The 16,949-nt window shown below is 59.0% G+C and carries 16 protein-coding genes; 1 reads left to right on the forward strand and 15 read right to left on the reverse strand.

What is annotated here, in order from left to right; translation table 11 throughout:
• Window positions 1–71: 71 nt before the first annotated feature.
• Together RBT76_02430 and RBT76_02435 are read right to left on the reverse strand one after the other, a co-directional pair.
• A complete protein-coding gene (locus RBT76_02430; protein MDX9856626.1) occupies window positions 72–500 on the reverse strand; it encodes a peptidylprolyl isomerase in 429 nt (142 codons plus the stop codon).
• A 181-nt stretch (window positions 501–681) separates the two neighbouring features.
• Window positions 682–1,179, reverse strand: a complete 498-nt coding sequence (locus tag RBT76_02435; protein MDX9856627.1) for a hypothetical protein — start codon at window positions 1,177–1,179, stop codon at window positions 682–684.
• An 831-nt stretch (window positions 1,180–2,010) separates the two neighbouring features.
• Here RBT76_02435 and RBT76_02440 point away from each other — a divergent pair.
• On the forward strand, window positions 2,011–5,397 hold the full coding sequence (locus RBT76_02440) for a hypothetical protein (protein MDX9856628.1): 3,387 nt from the start codon (window positions 2,011–2,013) through the stop codon (window positions 5,395–5,397).
• A 101-nt stretch (window positions 5,398–5,498) separates the two neighbouring features.
• On the opposite strand, the gene RBT76_02445 is transcribed toward RBT76_02440, so the two are convergent.
• The 13 genes from RBT76_02445 to RBT76_02505 all read right to left on the reverse strand — a co-directional run bounded on the left by RBT76_02445 (window position 5,499) and on the right by RBT76_02505 (window position 16,924).
• Entirely contained in the window at window positions 5,499–5,999 is a 501-nt protein-coding gene (locus tag RBT76_02445; protein ID MDX9856629.1) for a hypothetical protein, read from the reverse strand.
• Window positions 5,990–6,361, reverse strand: coding sequence for a carboxypeptidase-like regulatory domain-containing protein (locus RBT76_02450; protein MDX9856630.1), 372 nt, complete (start codon window positions 6,359–6,361; stop codon window positions 5,990–5,992). The genes RBT76_02445 and RBT76_02450 overlap by 10 nt, the downstream gene beginning before the upstream one ends.
• A 279-nt stretch (window positions 6,362–6,640) precedes the next feature.
• Complete coding sequence (locus RBT76_02455) at window positions 6,641–7,231, reverse strand: peroxiredoxin (protein ID MDX9856631.1); 591 nt, start codon at window positions 7,229–7,231, stop codon at window positions 6,641–6,643.
• A gap of 176 nt (window positions 7,232–7,407) precedes the next feature.
• The gene (locus RBT76_02460) at window positions 7,408–7,860 is read right to left on the reverse strand and encodes a ferritin family protein (protein MDX9856632.1); all 453 of its coding nucleotides are present in this window, start codon (window positions 7,858–7,860) and stop codon (window positions 7,408–7,410) included.
• 157 nt (window positions 7,861–8,017) lie between these two features.
• Entirely contained in the window at window positions 8,018–8,854 is an 837-nt protein-coding gene (locus RBT76_02465) for an iron chelate uptake ABC transporter family permease subunit (GenBank protein ID MDX9856633.1), read from the reverse strand.
• Entirely contained in the window at window positions 8,851–9,603 is a 753-nt protein-coding gene (locus tag RBT76_02470; GenBank protein MDX9856634.1) for a metal ABC transporter ATP-binding protein, read from the reverse strand. Before RBT76_02470 ends, RBT76_02465 begins: the two co-directional genes overlap by 4 nt.
• 76 nt (window positions 9,604–9,679) lie before the next feature.
• Window positions 9,680–10,600 (reverse strand): zinc ABC transporter substrate-binding protein, encoded by a 921-nt coding sequence (locus RBT76_02475; GenBank protein MDX9856635.1) that lies wholly within the window; start codon window positions 10,598–10,600, stop codon window positions 9,680–9,682.
• Window positions 10,590–10,847 carry a ribbon-helix-helix domain-containing protein gene (locus tag RBT76_02480; protein ID MDX9856636.1) on the reverse strand — a complete coding sequence of 86 codons (258 nt, stop codon included), beginning with the start codon at window positions 10,845–10,847 and terminating at the stop codon, window positions 10,590–10,592. Before RBT76_02480 ends, RBT76_02475 begins: the two co-directional genes overlap by 11 nt.
• 104 nt (window positions 10,848–10,951) lie before the next feature.
• A complete protein-coding gene (locus RBT76_02485) occupies window positions 10,952–11,638 on the reverse strand; it encodes a response regulator transcription factor (protein ID MDX9856637.1) in 687 nt (228 codons plus the stop codon).
• 193 nt (window positions 11,639–11,831) lie between these two features.
• Window positions 11,832–12,329, reverse strand: coding sequence for a response regulator (locus tag RBT76_02490; protein ID MDX9856638.1), 498 nt, complete (start codon window positions 12,327–12,329; stop codon window positions 11,832–11,834).
• Window positions 12,326–13,564, reverse strand: a complete 1,239-nt coding sequence (locus tag RBT76_02495; GenBank protein ID MDX9856639.1) for a SpoIIE family protein phosphatase — start codon at window positions 13,562–13,564, stop codon at window positions 12,326–12,328. Before RBT76_02495 ends, RBT76_02490 begins: the two co-directional genes overlap by 4 nt.
• A gap of 83 nt (window positions 13,565–13,647) precedes the next feature.
• Window positions 13,648–14,091 carry a cyclic nucleotide-binding domain-containing protein gene (locus tag RBT76_02500; protein MDX9856640.1) on the reverse strand — a complete coding sequence of 148 codons (444 nt, stop codon included), beginning with the start codon at window positions 14,089–14,091 and terminating at the stop codon, window positions 13,648–13,650.
• 58 nt (window positions 14,092–14,149) lie between these two features.
• Window positions 14,150–16,924 carry an Npt1/Npt2 family nucleotide transporter gene (locus tag RBT76_02505; GenBank protein MDX9856641.1) on the reverse strand — a complete coding sequence of 925 codons (2,775 nt, stop codon included), beginning with the start codon at window positions 16,922–16,924 and terminating at the stop codon, window positions 14,150–14,152.
• Between the last annotated feature and the right edge of the window lie 25 nt (window positions 16,925–16,949).

The raw sequence follows: 16,949 nt of genomic DNA on the forward strand, positions 1-16,949 counted from the left end.
AAGCCCTTTCGTGCGAGTTCAGTTAGAGTCAGCGGCGGAAGCGCGTTACGGGTGTATCGCGCCCGCGTCACTCAGGCAATTTCTACGACAGTAATATCGAACGTCAGATCTTTGCCACACAGCGGGTGATTGGCGTCAAGCGTGATTTCCGACTCATTGATATCGGACACCTCGACGGTCAACTGATGTCCGTCAGACCGCTGCAAGGTAAGGTGTTCGCCTTTTTTGGGGTTAAAATCCAGATTGAGGTCCTTCAGCGCGACCGTCATGACGTTTTCGTTGCGGTGCGGGCCGTAGGCTTTGTCGCACGGGATGGTGAAGGTCTTGGTCTGCCCGGTTTCCATCCCCACGACTGCTTCCTCAAAACCGGCGATCACCTGACTTTTCCCCAGCGTGAACTGGATCGGATCGCGTCCGTCGGAGCTATCAAAGACCGTCCCGTCATCCAACCGACCGGTGTAATCGACTTTTGCGGTGTCGCCGTTTCTTGCGCCTGCCATCGAAGCTGCTCCTCTCTTGTGCGGCGCGAGTCGGATCGGTGCGGCGGAGAGCCTGCCGTGACACGATCGCGCTGCCGATGCCGTTAAGTTTCCAGCCACCGCTCGAGTGTCAGCCCGACAGCAACCGTAATACACAACGTTCTATGATTGTCGTTAGCGGACGTTCCGGTCCGCATTACCGTCATAAATGTTCGTATGTGACAATCGGTTCCAGGGTTTGTAGTTCGACCCGCACCTGTATCCACGATTCCGGCGGATTGTCCATGGTCGGCAGCGCGTTGTACCAGTATTCCATGGCAGACCGTGCGTCGCCGGCGGTCGTGATTCCGCCCAAGAGGATATAGTTCACCAGGATAGCGGGCGACTGGTCCTCGAGGATGCCGATAAACTGCCGGAAATAGCGGTCTCGATGCTGTTCGAAGCCCGGATGCTTGCGCACAATTTCTTCGACAGCAACGGAATCAGCCAGCATCACCTGGTCCCGACGGGGATGGAACAACTCCACATTCTCACTTTCCAGACCGAGGGCGGCTGGATCGATATCGCTGATCACCACCCACTCGAACGGCTCGCCGGTATTGCCCGGCGTATTGACGGTGGCGTCCTTGTCGGAACAGGCCGCCGCCACGAGCGCGATCACCGCGATCACCAAAAACAGCAGAAAAGTTCTAAATCTCATCGCAACCACTCCTTGCCTATACCTACGGCACACATACTAGACGCCGTTCGTTTTGCAAAGCTAAAAAGTTCGAAACCACCGGCCTCGCTGCAGGTCGGGGCCCGGAATGCGCTGTGCGATGGTGGCATACGAAAGTCGAAAAGGCGGATTGATATAGTCTAAGTTATGATATACATGGACGCAGATTCTGCGGACCCTCGGACAGGGCACGGGCGAGGACTATAACCGGCGGCGGAAAAATGTCAACATTCTGCTTGAAATATCGTCCTTATATTATAATATTACAGCGGTAGGATTCGGGAAAAACCCGGGAGGACGATCACCTGGAGTAACACTGAAGAGCCGTGGTACCTGCGTATATTCCTTTCACATAACGGTCCATCAATTTGAGAGCAAGGCTCCCCGCCGCCCGATTGTTGTATTGCCTCACCGTCGATCGGACAGTGCTTTCGTAACAGCGGAGCCTCGATGTCGTTATCCGTATCTTTGGATAACCGGGCACCCGGAACGGTCTGCAGGGCCGTCCGGAAGAAGTAGACAGGCTATTTACATCAGATGTCATTGTCCTTTACGAAACGCGAATCGTTCTTTCACTACCTCACGAGCGGGTTGTGTGTGACCAGCCACGACCCAAAGCGAGCGGCGCGGATTGAATCGGCGCCAGGAAAGGAGGGTGCGACGGCATCAACGGGAGCGTTAGACGTCAGTGGGGATGGCAATGCAACCATCCCGGCATCATCAATGATTTACCATGTCAAGACTCAGATAGGCAATGCACACACTGTGTGCACAAACATGTAACAGCGTAAGGGCGCTCGAAAGGAGCAAGGAATGACGAAAAGGGTATGTGCCGTGGCGGTAGTCGCGCTGCTCGTCATAGCTATCGGAGCTATGCCGGCCTTTGCGGCGAAGTATCGCCCGGAGACGAAACTTGACCCGCGGATCAAAACCTCGATGGACTTTGCGTTCCGTTATGGGACGCCGGTCGAACACACCGGTGTGACCGGGACCATCGATCGTCCGGCCCAGCAGTCCTCGCTGGGTGACCCCAACCTGTCCGATTCCCCGGGCTCGGTGATGGGTTTCACCTATTACGAACTGCAGAAGAACGGCTCGATTGGCCGTCGCGTTGAAAACCGTGGTGGTGCGCAGATCCATGTCACCTTCACGGCGGGTCTGGACGCCGGTTCGCCTACCCCGGCGGCCCGCAACCAGTGGTACAACTACTATGACCCGGTGAGCGGTACGGCCATCACGGCCGGCGGCGGCACGGGTCCCGGCTCGACCTATTCCGGTTTTGGCGGCATCGATGCGGTGCCGATCACCGGCGGGACATTTGACACCCGCGCTCTGGTGGCCGGACACTATACGCGCGGCGGGGTAAACCGCGCGGAAGTCAACTTCCAGGAAGACGGTGCCCCGTTTACGTTTGATTTCAAGGTGGTACCGGAATCGGCCGAGCCGGTTTCGAGCGGAAACCCGCTTTGGCCGATGATCGAGTATCACAAGAACGGTTCCAACGAGTACATATATTTGATCGCGCAGGGCGATAGCAGCTCGGCGACCAATCCACTGTACTTCTTCCGCAAGGCCGGCACCGATACGCTCGGCACGTGGGAAGGCACCGTGATTGACACCATCCGCTTCCAGGGTATCGCGCTGATGAGTTCGCGCACGACCCAGAAGGTGGCGGTGGGGTGGATCGGCGCTGCGGCGGTATCGGCAAACGATCCGGGCTGGCGCGCCGACGTCTACTACAAAGAGTCGACCGATATGGGCGCCACCTGGCCCGCGGCTCCGACCAATATTACCAACTTCCCGGAACCGGGTCCGGCTCCGGACACCGCGTTTGGATACCCGAACATCGAGCTCGCCGGTATCTATGACGCCAATGATAACCTGCACTTCGTGTGGAACTCCGGTATTTTCACCGATGGTTCCTACTTCTTCTCGTCGCATATTTATCACTGGGCGTCGCATGTCGGCAATATGGACCTGGTCACGAAGCACATCTGGAACGACCTTGGCCCGAACTGCGGTAACGGCGTCAACAACCTGTCGACCGGTAACAAGATTTCCATCTCGGAATGCGACGGGAATCTGTACACTATCTGGTCGCAGGCGAACGACGTCGAAGGCGGCGTCTATGACGACTGCGCCAACACCACCGCTGCCGGCGGCGGCCTGGCGATCAACTGGACGGGTAACCACGAGCTGTGGATGTCGGTGTCGACCGACCTCGACGGCGACGCCTGGGATGCCCGCCGCAACCTGACCAACAGCTACGACCCGGCCTGCTCGCTGAATGTGGCTGCCGGCCGTGGCGACTGCAACGACGACATCATGGGCTCGGTCTCTCGTTACGGACAGGATATCAGCGTGCTGAGCCTGGACGAGAGCGACTATCCGGCCGGTTCCATTGTGGACGTCGATCCGAGCTATGCCGGTTCGTATTATCTCGACGTGACCTACATCAACGACGAGATGCCGTCGGTCTCCGTCTACACCTGGCCGAACGCCACCGGGCTGCAGGGTCCCAAGACCCGCAACAACGCCAAGTGGTTCCGCATTCCGTGTGTTGACCCGGTTGTCGAGGCCCGTCTGGCTCTCAACCAGAGCAGCATCGGCTTCCCGGAATACACCGAACACGGCCAGCTTTACCAGTTCTACCTGAAACTCGAGAACATCGGTAACCTCCAGCTGGGCGTGACGGGCATCACCGAGAACGAGACGACCGGTCCGAGCGGCTGGCTTGACGTCTTCCCGACCACCGTGAACGTCGACCCGTCCGGCGGTGTCGACTCGGTGCAGGTGACCCTGAACGCCGGCGGCGTGGTGAACAGCCCCGGTACGGTGGTCAGCCTGAACGGCTCGCTCGACTTCATTTCGAACGCTGCCGAAGGTGTGGTTTCCTTTACGATCGACAACTTCATCGTTGCTGACACGGTCGTGGGCGTCAACTACGACACCATTTCGACCGGCTGTATCCGTCTTGCCGTTGGCCGCAACGGCAACATGGGCGGTCAGGCCGGCGAAAACGGTCGCGCCAACATGGATTACTTCCTGTCCGGTTTCGAGTGCGATGCTCCGCCGGATACTGTGACCGACACCATTCTGGGTGACGCCAGCGTCTACATGTACGACGCGTCGCCGATCATCATGTCCGGTACGCTGGGCAACCTGACGGCTTCCTGGTCGATCTTCCAGGATGGCTTCGAAACCGAGTACGGCTTCAAGCCGGTCGCCGATCTGGAAACCTACGGCCCGGTCACCGGCGCCAACTACGACGGATGGACGTCCGGTACGTTCGTGACCGTCGACTCCGCGATCGCGGTTGAGAAGACCTGGTATGCTCCGACCGACGGGTCGACTCCCAACTGCGGGTCCTCGTTTATCGTGCAGGTCATGAAGATCTACTCGTACGACGGCGCGGCCCACAATGACCTCGTCATCGGCGAGGCCATGGACTGGGATATTCCGTCCGATACCGGTTCGAACAACGGCGCCGGTCTGGACTTCCCGAACAACTACATCTACCTCCGTGGCGCTGAGTACGACGCCGACCCGGTGGAGTGCCAGCAGAACAACGCCCGTTTCGGCGGCGCCGCGTTCATCGGCTGGGAGACCCAGCTCGGCGGTACGTTCAACGACGGTAACGATGCGTTGAATTACTACGGTATGTACACCGCCCTGAACGAAGACTTCGTCTATCCGCGCCCGTCGCGGCTGGAAGGCGGCTTCGATCCGGATGAGCTGTACACCAACATGACCGACAACAGCGGTCTCACTGCGAATCCGACGCAGACCGACCAGCACATGGTGATGACGCTGTCGACCGATTTCGATCTGGCCGGCAACGACACGCTGTGGGTCTACACGGTCTTCGCGACCGTCCGTAACGGCGCTCCCGCCGACTTCGGCACCGCGATCGCTGCGGGTCGTCAGTGGTACCAGGACAACCTCGCCGGCGGCGGTGGTTGCTGTGTCGGCAACACCGGTAACGTGAACAACGACGTCGGTGGCGCGGTCGACCTGTCCGACCTGATCTACTTCGTGAACTTCCTGTTCCTTGGTGGTCCGGCTCCGGCCTGTCCGGCTGCTGCCAACATCAACGGCGACACCGGCTGCGCGCTTGACCTGTCGGATCTGATCTACCTCGTGAACTTCCTGTTCCTTGGTGGTCCGGCTCCGGCTGCCTGTCTGCCGCAGTGCGAATAGCGCTGATGAATCGATAGCCCGCTGAGGTTAGACTCGGCAGGCCCAAAGAGCAAGGCCGCCCTCTCCGATGAGGGCGGCCTTCTTGTTGTGATGCTGTCCGTTTAGTCAGCGTTTTGTAAGAGAGTCCTCGTGGTCAGGATATAGGATTCTTCCGTCTGATTCGGCGTTTTGTATCCCAGCGCCGAATGCGGGTAATGCTCGTTGTACTCCTCCTTGATCGTCCGCATCAGCCGCTCGGTGTCGGCGTTCCTCTTCGGATTGTTGTAGCTGGTGAAGGCGTGGTGAACATCCAGCAACGAACAGGTCTGCATGAACCTTTTAGTGGTCGCCCGCGGACCGCAGTGATACCCCGCGATCCGCTTGGTGTACCAGTCCAGGACCAGCATCCGGTAGGCCCAACCCGAACCGGTCATCACCTTGGTCATGTCGATCCCCACCTTTGCCGGCGGCAGATCGCGCTTGCCGTCGTCGTATCCAAGCCAGTCCTTGCTTCCCTCGTTCGAAAAGAGGATCGACTTTCCCGTGGTCTGTGAGTTATGTCCGGCCGAGGTTGAGAATGTAAAGGTCCGAACATCGGGAAAATCTTTGGTCGTCAGATCCACCGAGCCGCCGGTGAAATTGCCTGGCTTGTCCGGTGTGAATGTCTTCTGAACGGGGCATAACCGATCGCGCGAACCAGCAGTGTGACGATGCCGGTCGGTACCAGACGAATCCGGTAACTGCCGTCGAGATCGGACTGGGAGCCCAGCTGCGTTCCCTCGATCATCACAGTCGCGCCGATAAGCGGCTCGCCGGTCCTGGAATCGAGCAGTCTGCCGCCGAGCGTCCCGGTCTCCACTTTGTTTGTTTGGCTGTACCCGTCCACGCCGGGTGCCATCATGGCACACAGCACCGGAAGGGTCACCACGACCCGGCTGGTGATTACGCGGTTAACCGTCCTGCGCAAAGACATTCGGCTGTTCATTGCGTTTCTCCCTGGTATCCCTGACAGATGTTCAAGACATTTCCTCGCTGCCTGCGGGAGGTAGGGTAGCCGCGGCGTATTAGGAGAAGATGAGCGCCAAACTAGATCTCTGCGAGATTCACGCTGTGTTTCAGGCTTTGCAGGGTACTGAGGGGTAATGGGATGGATTTCACGAAGGACGGTTCAAGGGGCGATTGCCGGATTTTGCGCTGAACAAAAGGACCCCCTGCCGGGAGGGGGTCCGATGTCGGGTGATCGCGATCGAGAACCGTAAGAGGGCTAGACGGAGTGTCTGGCCAGATAGGATGCAACGCCGTCGGCATCGGGCCGTATGGCTTCATCACCGGCATGCCAGTTGGCCGGGCACACCTCGCCGTGGGTCTCGACATACCGAAGCGCGTCCAGCATCCGCAGGGCTTCGTCGACACTGCGCCCCAGCGGCAGATCGTTTATGACCGCGTGGCGGACTATACCCTTCTTGTCGATCAGGAAGAGCCCGCGCAGCGCAACCTCGTCGCCGATCAGCACGCCGTAGTCGCGCGAGATGCTTTTCGACAAGTCGGCTACCAGCGGATACTGGATGTTGCCGATCCCGCCCTGCTCGCGGGGGGTATTCTTCCAAGCCAGGTGCGTGAAGTGTGAATCAACCGAGACGCCGATCACCTCGCAGTTTCTCTGGCGGAACTCATTCAGCTTTTTATCGAAGGCAATGATCTCCGACGGGCACACGAACGTGAAGTCCAGCGGATAGAAGAACAGAATCACGTACGTGTCGCGGTATTCGGACAACGTCAGTTGTTTGAAGGAGTTGTCCGGCATGACCGCCTGGGCGGTGAAATCCGGAGCCGATCTCGTGACCAATACAGACATAGGGTGTCTCCCGTGGCAGTGATGTGCGCAGTTAAGTCGCCGTATTCATCCCGCGAAACGAGGCTTTCACCAGGTGACACCGGCACATCGGCGGCGATCAGGTATCATCCTCATCGCCGATGGGTGCCGCCCTGCGTGCGCGCTCGATTGTGCGGCAAACGGGAATACGGCGGCAACTAATTCTCGGTAAGGATGACCTCGTCGTACTCGACCTCGAAACGAAGCTTGTGTTTGGCCTCCTCGTGAGCCAGCGACAACAGCAGTTCGCGAAGGTCGGCGTTGTCGGTTGCGGCAGCAAGATCGCTGTACAGCTTGAAGGCCGCTTTCTCGGCCTTCATCGCGAGTATCAGGGCCTCCTGGTAGCCGACATTGGCGGTGAGTTCGATATCTGCGAGATGATCGCCGATCTTGAGATCCGCGACTTTCTTCTCGGCGGAGAGCATCAAACGACCGTCCTTTACGGCCAGCAGTTTCGCCTTGTGCCCCATTTCTTCACGGGCGAAGCCTGCGAAAACGTCCTTCATGCCCTTGCGGTTCATTTTGGCGGCGAGGCTGTTGTAGAAGTCGGCTGCGTCCTGCTCTTTTTCTATGGCAAAGTCCAGGATTTCTTCAACCGATTTGAGCTTCATCTTGTATCCTCCTGACCCGATAGGAACGGTGCGCCGTTCCACACACCGGTGGCCTGCGGGCCGTTGTTTGTATTCAAGCTTCGGGATATATACGGAAAAGGAGAGCCTTTGTCTACTGTTTTGTCCCTGATTGCCGGGCCGGTCCACGCGAGCGTAATCAGCCGCGCCCGCGCACGAGGGATACAGCGAGGAAGGTGACGCCGGCGACCAGTATGATGGTCGGTCCGGCCGGCCAGTTGGGCGTGAAGCTGACCGCCAGGCCCAGTGTCGTGAAGACCGAACTGACGCCGACCGCAAGCAGCATAGTCTGCCACAGAGTGCGAGTGAACCGGCCCGCAACGGCTACTGGAATCGTCAGCAGTGCGATCACCAGAATTATACCGACCACGGACACCAGCAGGACCACTGTCAGCGCCGTCAAACACAATAGCAGTATGTAATACGCGCCGACTGCCAGCCCGCGCACGCGTGCGAATTCCTCGTCGAAACACACGGCTGAAAGCTGACGGTAGAAGAGGAAACAGACGATCACGACTACCACATCGAGCAACGCCAGCAACCGTATGTCCGAACCGGAGACCATAAGGATGTTGCCGATCAGATAACTCATCAGGTTTTCCTGATAACCCGGGGTGGCGGCGATAAAGAGGATGCCCGCAGCCATTCCGACCGCCCAGATGGCCCCGATCACGGTATCCTCGCGCTGGCGTGCCTTGAGACTGACGAACCCGATAGTGACGGCCGAAGCGAGCGCAGCCACAACCGCGCCGTGCAACGGGTGCAGCCATGTCAGACCGTGGACAACGGCCAGATAGTGAGCGAGGCCCATCCCACCGAGAACCGAGTGCGCGATGCCGGCTGCGATGTATGAAATGCGCCGCGCCACGACATAGGTCCCGACCACCCCGCAGGCAACTGACGCCAACAGGCCGGAGAGCAGGGCGTATTGGAGGAATGTGTGGCGGACAAGCGCGTCAAAGAAGCCCAGATTCACTGAGATCCCCCGTGAAACTGCTGGTCGTGGCGGACCATTCGGATCGGCCTGCCGTACAGCTCGCTCATGATCTCGCTGTCGATGGCTGCGGTCGGATGCACATGGACATGCCCCTTGACGCACACTACCGACTTCACGAACGGTGACACAAAGGCCGGGTCGTGCGATACCATGACAATCGTCAGCTTCTCGTTCAACCGCTGCAGCAGCTCGAACACCTCCTGTTCGATCCGCAGATCGAGATTGGCGGTCGGTTCGTCCAGCAGGAGCAGCCGCGGGCGGGCTGCCAGCGCCCGCGCGATCAGGATGCGACGCTGCTGGCCGCCGGAGAGGTGAGCGAACTGCCGCTCGGCGCTGTCAGCAAGCCCAACCTCACTCAGAGCCTCCAGAGCATGGGTCCGATCTGCCCGCGAAACACGACCGACTGGATGAAAATTGCCCAACAGCCCCATCAGCACCACATCCAGCACCGTGACCGGAAACTGCGGGTCAAGACTGACATGCTGCGGCATGTAACCGATTGTCTGCCGTACGGCGTGCGGCGGCTTGCCAAGCACTGTCACCGAACCCTCGGACGGCTGCAGCAAACCGATCATGAGCTTCAGCAACGTGGTCTTCCCGCCGCCGTTCGGACCAACTATCCAGGCGAAGTCTCGGTCCACGACTCGGAGGTTCACCCGGTGGAGTACCGGGATGCCGTTGTAGGCGAAGGTGACATTGTCGATGTTGATAACTGCTGAGTCGGTCATGCCAGTTCCGTTCGCCCCCTTATATATCGAAAAGTACGCAATACTACTATAAGAACTCTATTAATCATTAATATGCTCATCTGGTGGCTTGAGAAACTCCGAGGGCTTCGATCACCTCGCGGGCAACGGACCGTAGGTTTTCCACATAGTCGTAGGCAAGCGGATCGACCAGAACGATCCGAGCCCCGATGGCGTCGGCAATAACATGGGGACTTTGTGACGCATATTGCATTTGCACAAAAATCGCCCGCACGCTGTCAGCGGCAGCATGTTCGGTCAGCTCGGCCAGTTGACGGCTTCCCGGTTCTTTCCCTTCGCTCTGAATCGGGACCTGTATCAACCCGTACTCGTCGGTGAAATACCCCCAGGCCGGGTGAAACACGTACATCTTCCTGCCTGCGGTTCCGTGCAGCATCTGTCTGATCTCGGCGTCGAGCGCCTCAATATCGCGTACCAGGCTGTCGAGATTCCGGCGGTATGTTTCCGCATGACCGGAATCCAACGACTCGAGTTCTCGCGCGATCGCCCTGGCATGTACGATGGCGTTCCGTGGGCTCAGCCAGGTGTGAGGGTCGTTATCGGTATGGTGATCGTGATCACCATCATGACCGTCGATTCCGGACTCCTCGGACCGCCGCACCGGTATACCATCGCCGCTGGGGATAACCCGCATATGGGGATTCACACTGTGCAGCCTTGGCAGCAACGCCTCCTCAAACGGCACGCCGGCCACAAAAAGGACATCCGTTGTCGCCAGCTCGGTCATCTGGCGCGGCGAGGGATCATAGGTGTGCGGTGACGAGCCCGGAGGTATCAGCACCGTGACTGCCGCATTGCCGCCTGAAATCCGATCGACAAAATACGCCTGGGGCAGGATACTCACCGCCACGTGGAGTTTTTCGTCACTGTCTTCCTGTTCGGACGTCCGGCTTCCACAACCGCTGAAAAGGGCTACGATCGCCAGCGCGGCGACAACCCACATGCGCTCACTCTTCATGGGTGCAAACCAGATGAATCTCGTGGCAGTCGGAACACTCGGCAACCGCGTGATCGCGACAAAATTCCTCCCAGTGCCTTTTCTGCGACGGCGTCAGCGCGCCGCGCCCCTGACAGAGCGGACACAGGTTATCCAGAGCGGTCAGCAGTGCCGCCCGGATGAACTCCGACCGGTTAGGGATTCGGCTGAGCGCTTCCACGAGGGAATCATCCGCCTTAAACGTGATAATCTCGGACTTCTGCTTCACAGATCCGCCTTTTCTTATTACCCGTTTGAACTGGTGGGGTAGTATTACTTTTTATTACGGCATTGTCAACAGGGAATTGTGGAGACAGCGGAAAAATCGGTTGGTCACTCTTTGAATCGATAGCCGATACCTCGGACGGTCTCTATCATCTTCCCGGCCGCGCCTAGCTTCTTGCGAAGACCCACCACCTGAACGTCAACGGAGCGGTCGGTCACGAGATAGTTCTCGCCGTGAACGGCTTCGATAATCTGGTATCGGGTGAACACCCATCCCGGCCGGGAGGCCAGCAGGTGAAGCATGCGGAATTCGGTCAGGGTCAGGTCGAGCTTATCGCCGGCGATCGTAACTTCGTGGCGCCCCGGATGGATAACCATATCGTGGATGTGCAGCGTTTCCTGCTCGTCGGCGGGGGCAATCTCAAGGCGTCGAAGCACGGCACGAACGCGGGCAAGCAGAACACGCGGGCTGAACGGCTTGATGATATAGTCATCGGCGCCCAGTTCCAGTCCGGTCACGACATCGGCCTCTTCCCCCTTCGCGGTGACGATCACGACCGGGACCGACGACGTGCTGGCGGTGTTTTTCACCCGGCGACACACTTCAAGACCGTCCACGCCGGGCAGCATAAGATCGAGCAGCACGAGATCGGGAGCGGATTTTCGGACCGCCTCGATAGCGGCCTCGCCGGAGGCAACCGACACCACCTGAAATCCCTCACGGACGAGATTGTATGTGATCAGTTCCCTGATGTCGTCTTCGTCTTCGACCACCAGTATCGACTGACGTTGCATCCCAGACCACCTCCGGTTCGCCCTCGCGCGGCAAACCGTCCTGCGAATATGTCGCGAATCGACCGAACCGGCCAAATCGGGCGGCCGGTCAATTGCACCTGTGATTGCGGAGAAAGTGACCAACGTCGGCAGGAAAAGCAAAAAATATGTAGCGTCAGAATGACTAGAATTGTGTTAGGGGTCGGCCGTCAGATCAGACAAACGTCTTGACTATCTCTTTGTGCAGTCCCTCGAGTTCACCGTAGGCGCGATTGATTTCCTCGATCTTTTCCTGCAGCCGCTTCATCAGATGCTGCTTCTCCATCCCGTTGCGGAGAATGATCAGTAAATCGTCGTTGTCCCACGGTTTTTCGAGATACTGGAACAGCCCCACGTCGTTGATCGCTTTAATCGCGTTTTCCTTGTCGGCATATCCGGTGAGGATTATCCGCGGCACTTCCGGCCGGAGCTTTTTCACTTCCGCCAGAAACGAGATACCGTCCATTTCCGGCATCAGGTAGTCCGACATGACGATGTCGACTTCGGTGCTCCGGATGAAGTCAAGCGCTTGCCGGGCGGAGAGAAAGGGCCTGACGTCGTAATCGGTCTCGAGCGTAAGAAACGACTTCAGGCTGGTGAGTACCATTTCTTCATCGTCGACGATAACGATTACTCCGGCGTTATCGGCGTCTTTATCAGCTGATGCGGTCATTCCGCGCTCCTGTCTTCAATCATTTCAATCACCAGCGCCGTCAGGTCGTCTTCGGCCATGCGCCCGTTGCGAAAGGTACGTACCGATGCAACGATTTCGTCGAGCAGTTCGTTTCCCCGGCGAGGGATATTTTTCGCCAGGGCGGCTCCGAACGCCCGCTGTTCAAACATCTCTCCGTCGCCGTTTTCGCATTCGGTAAGACCGTCGGTGTACAACAGCAGACCGTCGCCGGGCTGCAGGTCAATACCGTGTTCCTGGCCCGGTCGAAAAGCCTTCGGATCGGCGACACCGAGCAAAAGCCCCTCGGCCGGCAGCCTCTCACATTTCGCGAAATGCCGCCGAAGCACCATGGGGTGCGGCGTTCCGGCGTTGGCAATATGGCACCGTCCGGACACTCTGTCAATCGCAACCACCACGGCCGCCGCAAAGATGCCGTCGGGCAGGGCCGTGTACAAAACGTCGTTGATCCCACTGAGTATTTCGCAGGGCCGGACGTCGCGACCGGCAAACTGGGCGAACGCGAACTTCAAAAGTGCCGTCGAGAGCGCCGCCTGGATGCCGTGCCCGGTGACGTCACCCACGAGCACCCCCATGCGATTTCCGGCCAGCTCGATGATGTCGTAGAAATCTCCGCCGATCTCCATGGCCGGCTCGTAGTGCACCGCCACGGACACCGAACCGTCGGCGGGCAGTCGATCCGGCATCAGGCGCCGCTGGAGTCGCCGGGCCAGCTCGAGTTCATCCCGCAGTCGATCTGCGGTTTCGCTCAGTTCGTCGGCCCTGCGCTGTGCCCGTTCGAGTCGGCGAATATGATCCCGCAGGGTTTCGTGGAGGTTTTTCTGATGCACCCCGTTTCGCACCAGCACGGTCAAGTGGTCGTTGTCCCACGGTTTTTCGAGGTAATGGTAAAGCCCCACCTCGTTTATGGCCCGGATGGCGTTTTCCTTGTCGGCGTATCCGGTCAGTATCACGCGGGGAACGTCGGGATAGAGCTTGCGGGCATGGTCCAGAAACTCGAGCCCGTTCATCTCGGGCATCAGAAAGTCGGAGATGATCATGTCGACCGGCTGGCGATGCAAATGGTCCAGCGCCAGGCGCGGCGACTGAAAGGCCACCGTACGGTACTCGAGCTCCATTGAGATGAGCGCGCTGATGCTGGCGGTGACCATTTCCTCGTCGTCGACAATCATCACGGTCGGCACCGCCGCAATCGTCTGTCCATGTGATTCCGTCATATTCCGTCGCAGATGTCGCCCCAATGCGTCGATGATTGGCGGGGGCTGCAAGGTTCTCCAGTCAGGGTCCGCTACTTTCAGTCTCAGTGACGTGGGGCGCCTTCAACCGCGACACGGTCTACCAGTCCGCGAAGGCGGCCGGCCAGCGCCTTGAGCACGCCTTGGGTGATCTGGACGTGGTCGGCCAGCAAATCCACGAAGTCGTCGCGATTGATCCTTAGCAGATGACAATTGTCCACTGCCACGGCCCCCGCCACACGCGGTTGCTCGTCGAACAGCGCCCACACACCGAATGCCTGCCTCGGACCGGCCACCGTAATCTCCCGCCCGTCGCGTTCCAGACGCACCGATCCGTCCAGAACCAGGTACAGCGCGTCCGACGGTCCGTGCTCCTTGTAGACTGTCTCCCCCGCATGATATTCGACTTCGTCGGCAATCGCGGCCAGATAGGCGAGATGCTCGGTCGGCACATCGGCGAACACGTCGACATTTTGCAGGAAAATCACCTTCTCGATCACGGTCAGCATCGTATGATCTCTTTCCGTTTACACGTTACGGTTTCAACGCACGAAGTGCTCTGCAGGTTCACTGCCTGCTCACCAGGAGGGCGGTCTGCTTTACGACCGGGTCGGTGTCGTCGCAGGCGGCGTTGATCTTGTCTTGAACCGGCTGAGCGACGTTCGGCCCCGCCGCATATATCGCGCAGGCGCGAAGCCACGTGTCCTGTCCTTCAATCAGATATTCCATAGCCTCATCGCGTGTCGTAATCACTGTGCCCGTGACCTCGCGCCCGCGTCGAATAATCGAATCGACCGAATCCTCGTCGACAATCGGCAACAGCATGCGCTTGAGGTCTGTCCGCAGAAGATTGTCAAGAAATTCGACGGCACTGGCTCGAAGAGCTTTCTTCCGGCTGACGATGCCGAGGTACGCGCTGTAGATATCATTCGGCGGGTACTCCAGCCCGAGCAGGCGAAAGATCCGTTCGAGATTGGCGTCCTGCTTCTCGACGAGTGCGCGCTTCAACAGGGCACTGGCGGGCGTGTCCGGCTCACCGTCGTTGCATCGCAGCACCTGCAGTATCTCATAGTACGACCTTGTCTCGTCGAGCAGGGCGTCATCAACCGCCCTCGTGTCGAACGCCAGGTGGGGACTTTTGACGCGCAAATGGTTCAGGCCCTTGACGACATAGTACTTCATCCGTGGGCCGACTTTTCTCATCGCCGCGGTAAGCCCGTCGACCGACTCCTGTTCCGAAATACCCGCGATCACCCGGGGTATGTGTCGCCTGACCGCAAAATCCACGGTGGGGTCTACAAGGTAATCGTACAATGTGCCGAGGATTGCGGAACCGTAGTTGACCAGCGCCGCGCGGGCAGTCGCGCGCATCGGCTGCACGGCCAGTTGGCCGATCAAATGAGACACCAGTTCGCGGTCGCGCATTCGACCGACCGCGGCGAGGGCCTCGCACCGGACCGCGGGGGATTCATCGCCAAGCAGCTGCTGCACGTACCCGCGAAAGCGCATGTGGCCGAGCGCTCCGAGCGACCGGGCCACCTGCAGCCTGATCTCCACCGGTTCACGCTCCCGGGCAAGCAGACTGCCGATCAGCCCGGGGGTGATCAGTTCCTTTTCCCCGGCCGTCCCGTATTCCGCGACACAGGTGAGGGCCGTACACTGCAGGTGCGGGTCCTCGTGCCCGAGGTAGTCGCGCACGAGTCCCTGCCGATCCCGGTCAAACAGGTAAAGGATATGAAACGCCTCACGTCGAACCAGCGGATCGCTGTCGACAATCGCCGGCTTGATCGGTACGATCAGCGACGCATCGCCGTTCAGCTGCAGCACCTTCAGGGCGCGGAAGCGGACTTCGGCGTCACGATGCTGGACAAGCGGCAGGACGTGTTGCACCAGCGATTTGTCTCGAACCGACGCCAGCATGTCCAGCGCGTACGAAATCTCTCTGTCGTTGTGCGACGACAGCGACGACAACAGCGCCCGCATGGTCGAGGCTTCGGCGATGTTGATACGAATCTCTCCAGGGTCGATCGCCCTGCGCTGCAGCGCCGAACGGAAGGTGTTGACGTACTCCCGACGCATCAGCAGCGACATGCCGATCCACACGACAAGCAGCCCCGCCACCACCAGGCTGAACTTCCACATTTCAGTCGCGGGGTCCGCCCCCTTGAACCCGAACAGCCAGATGAGAAACAGCAGCAGTGCACCCGCGACGCCCCGGAACCACCGGTCGACCAACACGTCGATGAACACCTTGGTCTTTTTCTTGACGTCGAGCGGGATCGGCAAAAAGAGCAGTTCCCGTCCGGTCTTGTCGAGCGAATAGCGCAGCGAGCCGTCGGCGCCCCGGAGCATGACGGCCGCCGTCAGTCCCGCCGACAAAAGCATGGCCGTCGACCCAATCAGTAAGCCCACCGGCAGAAAGAGTATGATTCCGCCGACGCCCAGCCGCCGGAGTATCCCGTAGCTGAAAAACAATTGCAGCAACAGCGACACCAGCGACAACCGGCCGTAGAAGGTCCCGAAAAACGCCCCCAGTTCCTGCGGGGAGTCGAACGACATTTTCGCGATAGCCTTGAATTGCCAGTCCACGATTGATGCGACGATCATGGCAATCGATATAATGCCGACCATCAGGAGCAGATGCCGCGAGCGCGCAATCTCTCGATAGAGATCGAGCATGCTTTCCCGGCGTTCGCTGTCGCGCGACGGCCGAGATTGCTCTTCGAGCTCGGCGCGACGACGACCATGAACTATGTTCGTGAGCAGGATACTGACCAGCAGAAAACCGGCACAGAACAGTAACAGGTTCTCCAGTCCCAGATCGAGCTGCTTGAACTGGTGCAGCAGCAGGCTGGTCAGTTCACCGCCCAGCCATGCGCCGACTATGGCGCCCAGGCCGAGCACGGGGAATATTCGCTTGGCCTGCGATGCGGTAAACACACCGTTGGCAAGAAGCCAGACTTGCGATGTAGTCAGGGCGCCGTATATCGATACCCAGACATAAAACGCGTACGGAACCCACGGATACGGCAGCTTGATGAAAAAGTAGAAAAAGACCAAAAAGCCGATAATCAGCAGCAGCGTTGCGTTGATGAGCTGATGCAGCTTCAGCCGCCGTCCGGCGCGCGAGTACATCGACACAACCGGCGCCGACACCAGCGCCGTCAGGATAAACACCCAGGGAAGTCGTTCGACGTCCACCTTGGTCAGAAACAGCGAGTCACGCGCCGGCTTCAAAAAGTAGTATGTGACCATGATGGCGATGATATTCGCCAGCATAAGCATGCTGATCCCGATCTCACCGCGACGTATATCGGCGAATGACCGAAGGAACCGTTTCATAACAGACCTGCCGCTGGGCGCGTCT

Source organism: Candidatus Zixiibacteriota bacterium, from assembly GCA_034003725.1.
Taxonomy (GTDB): domain Bacteria; phylum Zixibacteria; class MSB-5A5; order GN15; family FEB-12; genus WJMS01.

Bases quoted from the DNA above. Each gene is read 5' to 3' on its own strand.
- RBT76_02470 (MDX9856634.1), bottom strand. From the start codon at position 9,603: ATGACCGACTCAGCAGTTATCAACATCGACAATGTCACCTTCGCCTAC.
- RBT76_02435 (MDX9856627.1), bottom strand. From the start codon at position 1,179: ATGAGATTTAGAACTTTTCTGCTGTTTTTGGTGATCGCGGTGATCGCG.
- RBT76_02460 (MDX9856632.1), bottom strand. From the start codon at position 7,860: ATGAAGCTCAAATCGGTTGAAGAAATCCTGGACTTTGCCATAGAAAAA.
- RBT76_02505 (MDX9856641.1), bottom strand. From the start codon at position 16,924: ATGAAACGGTTCCTTCGGTCATTCGCCGATATACGTCGCGGTGAGATC.
- RBT76_02485 (MDX9856637.1), bottom strand. From the start codon at position 11,638: ATGCAACGTCAGTCGATACTGGTGGTCGAAGACGAAGACGACATCAGG.
- RBT76_02430 (MDX9856626.1), bottom strand. From the start codon at position 500: ATGGCAGGCGCAAGAAACGGCGACACCGCAAAAGTCGATTACACCGGT.
- RBT76_02490 (MDX9856638.1), bottom strand. From the start codon at position 12,329: ATGACCGCATCAGCTGATAAAGACGCCGATAACGCCGGAGTAATCGTT.
- RBT76_02500 (MDX9856640.1), bottom strand. From the start codon at position 14,091: ATGCTGACCGTGATCGAGAAGGTGATTTTCCTGCAAAATGTCGACGTG.
- RBT76_02440 (MDX9856628.1), top strand. From the start codon at position 2,011: ATGACGAAAAGGGTATGTGCCGTGGCGGTAGTCGCGCTGCTCGTCATA.
- RBT76_02455 (MDX9856631.1), bottom strand. From the start codon at position 7,231: ATGTCTGTATTGGTCACGAGATCGGCTCCGGATTTCACCGCCCAGGCG.
- RBT76_02475 (MDX9856635.1), bottom strand. From the start codon at position 10,600: ATGAAGAGTGAGCGCATGTGGGTTGTCGCCGCGCTGGCGATCGTAGCC.
- RBT76_02450 (MDX9856630.1), bottom strand. From the start codon at position 6,361: ATGAACAGCCGAATGTCTTTGCGCAGGACGGTTAACCGCGTAATCACC.
- RBT76_02495 (MDX9856639.1), bottom strand. From the start codon at position 13,564: ATGACGGAATCACATGGACAGACGATTGCGGCGGTGCCGACCGTGATG.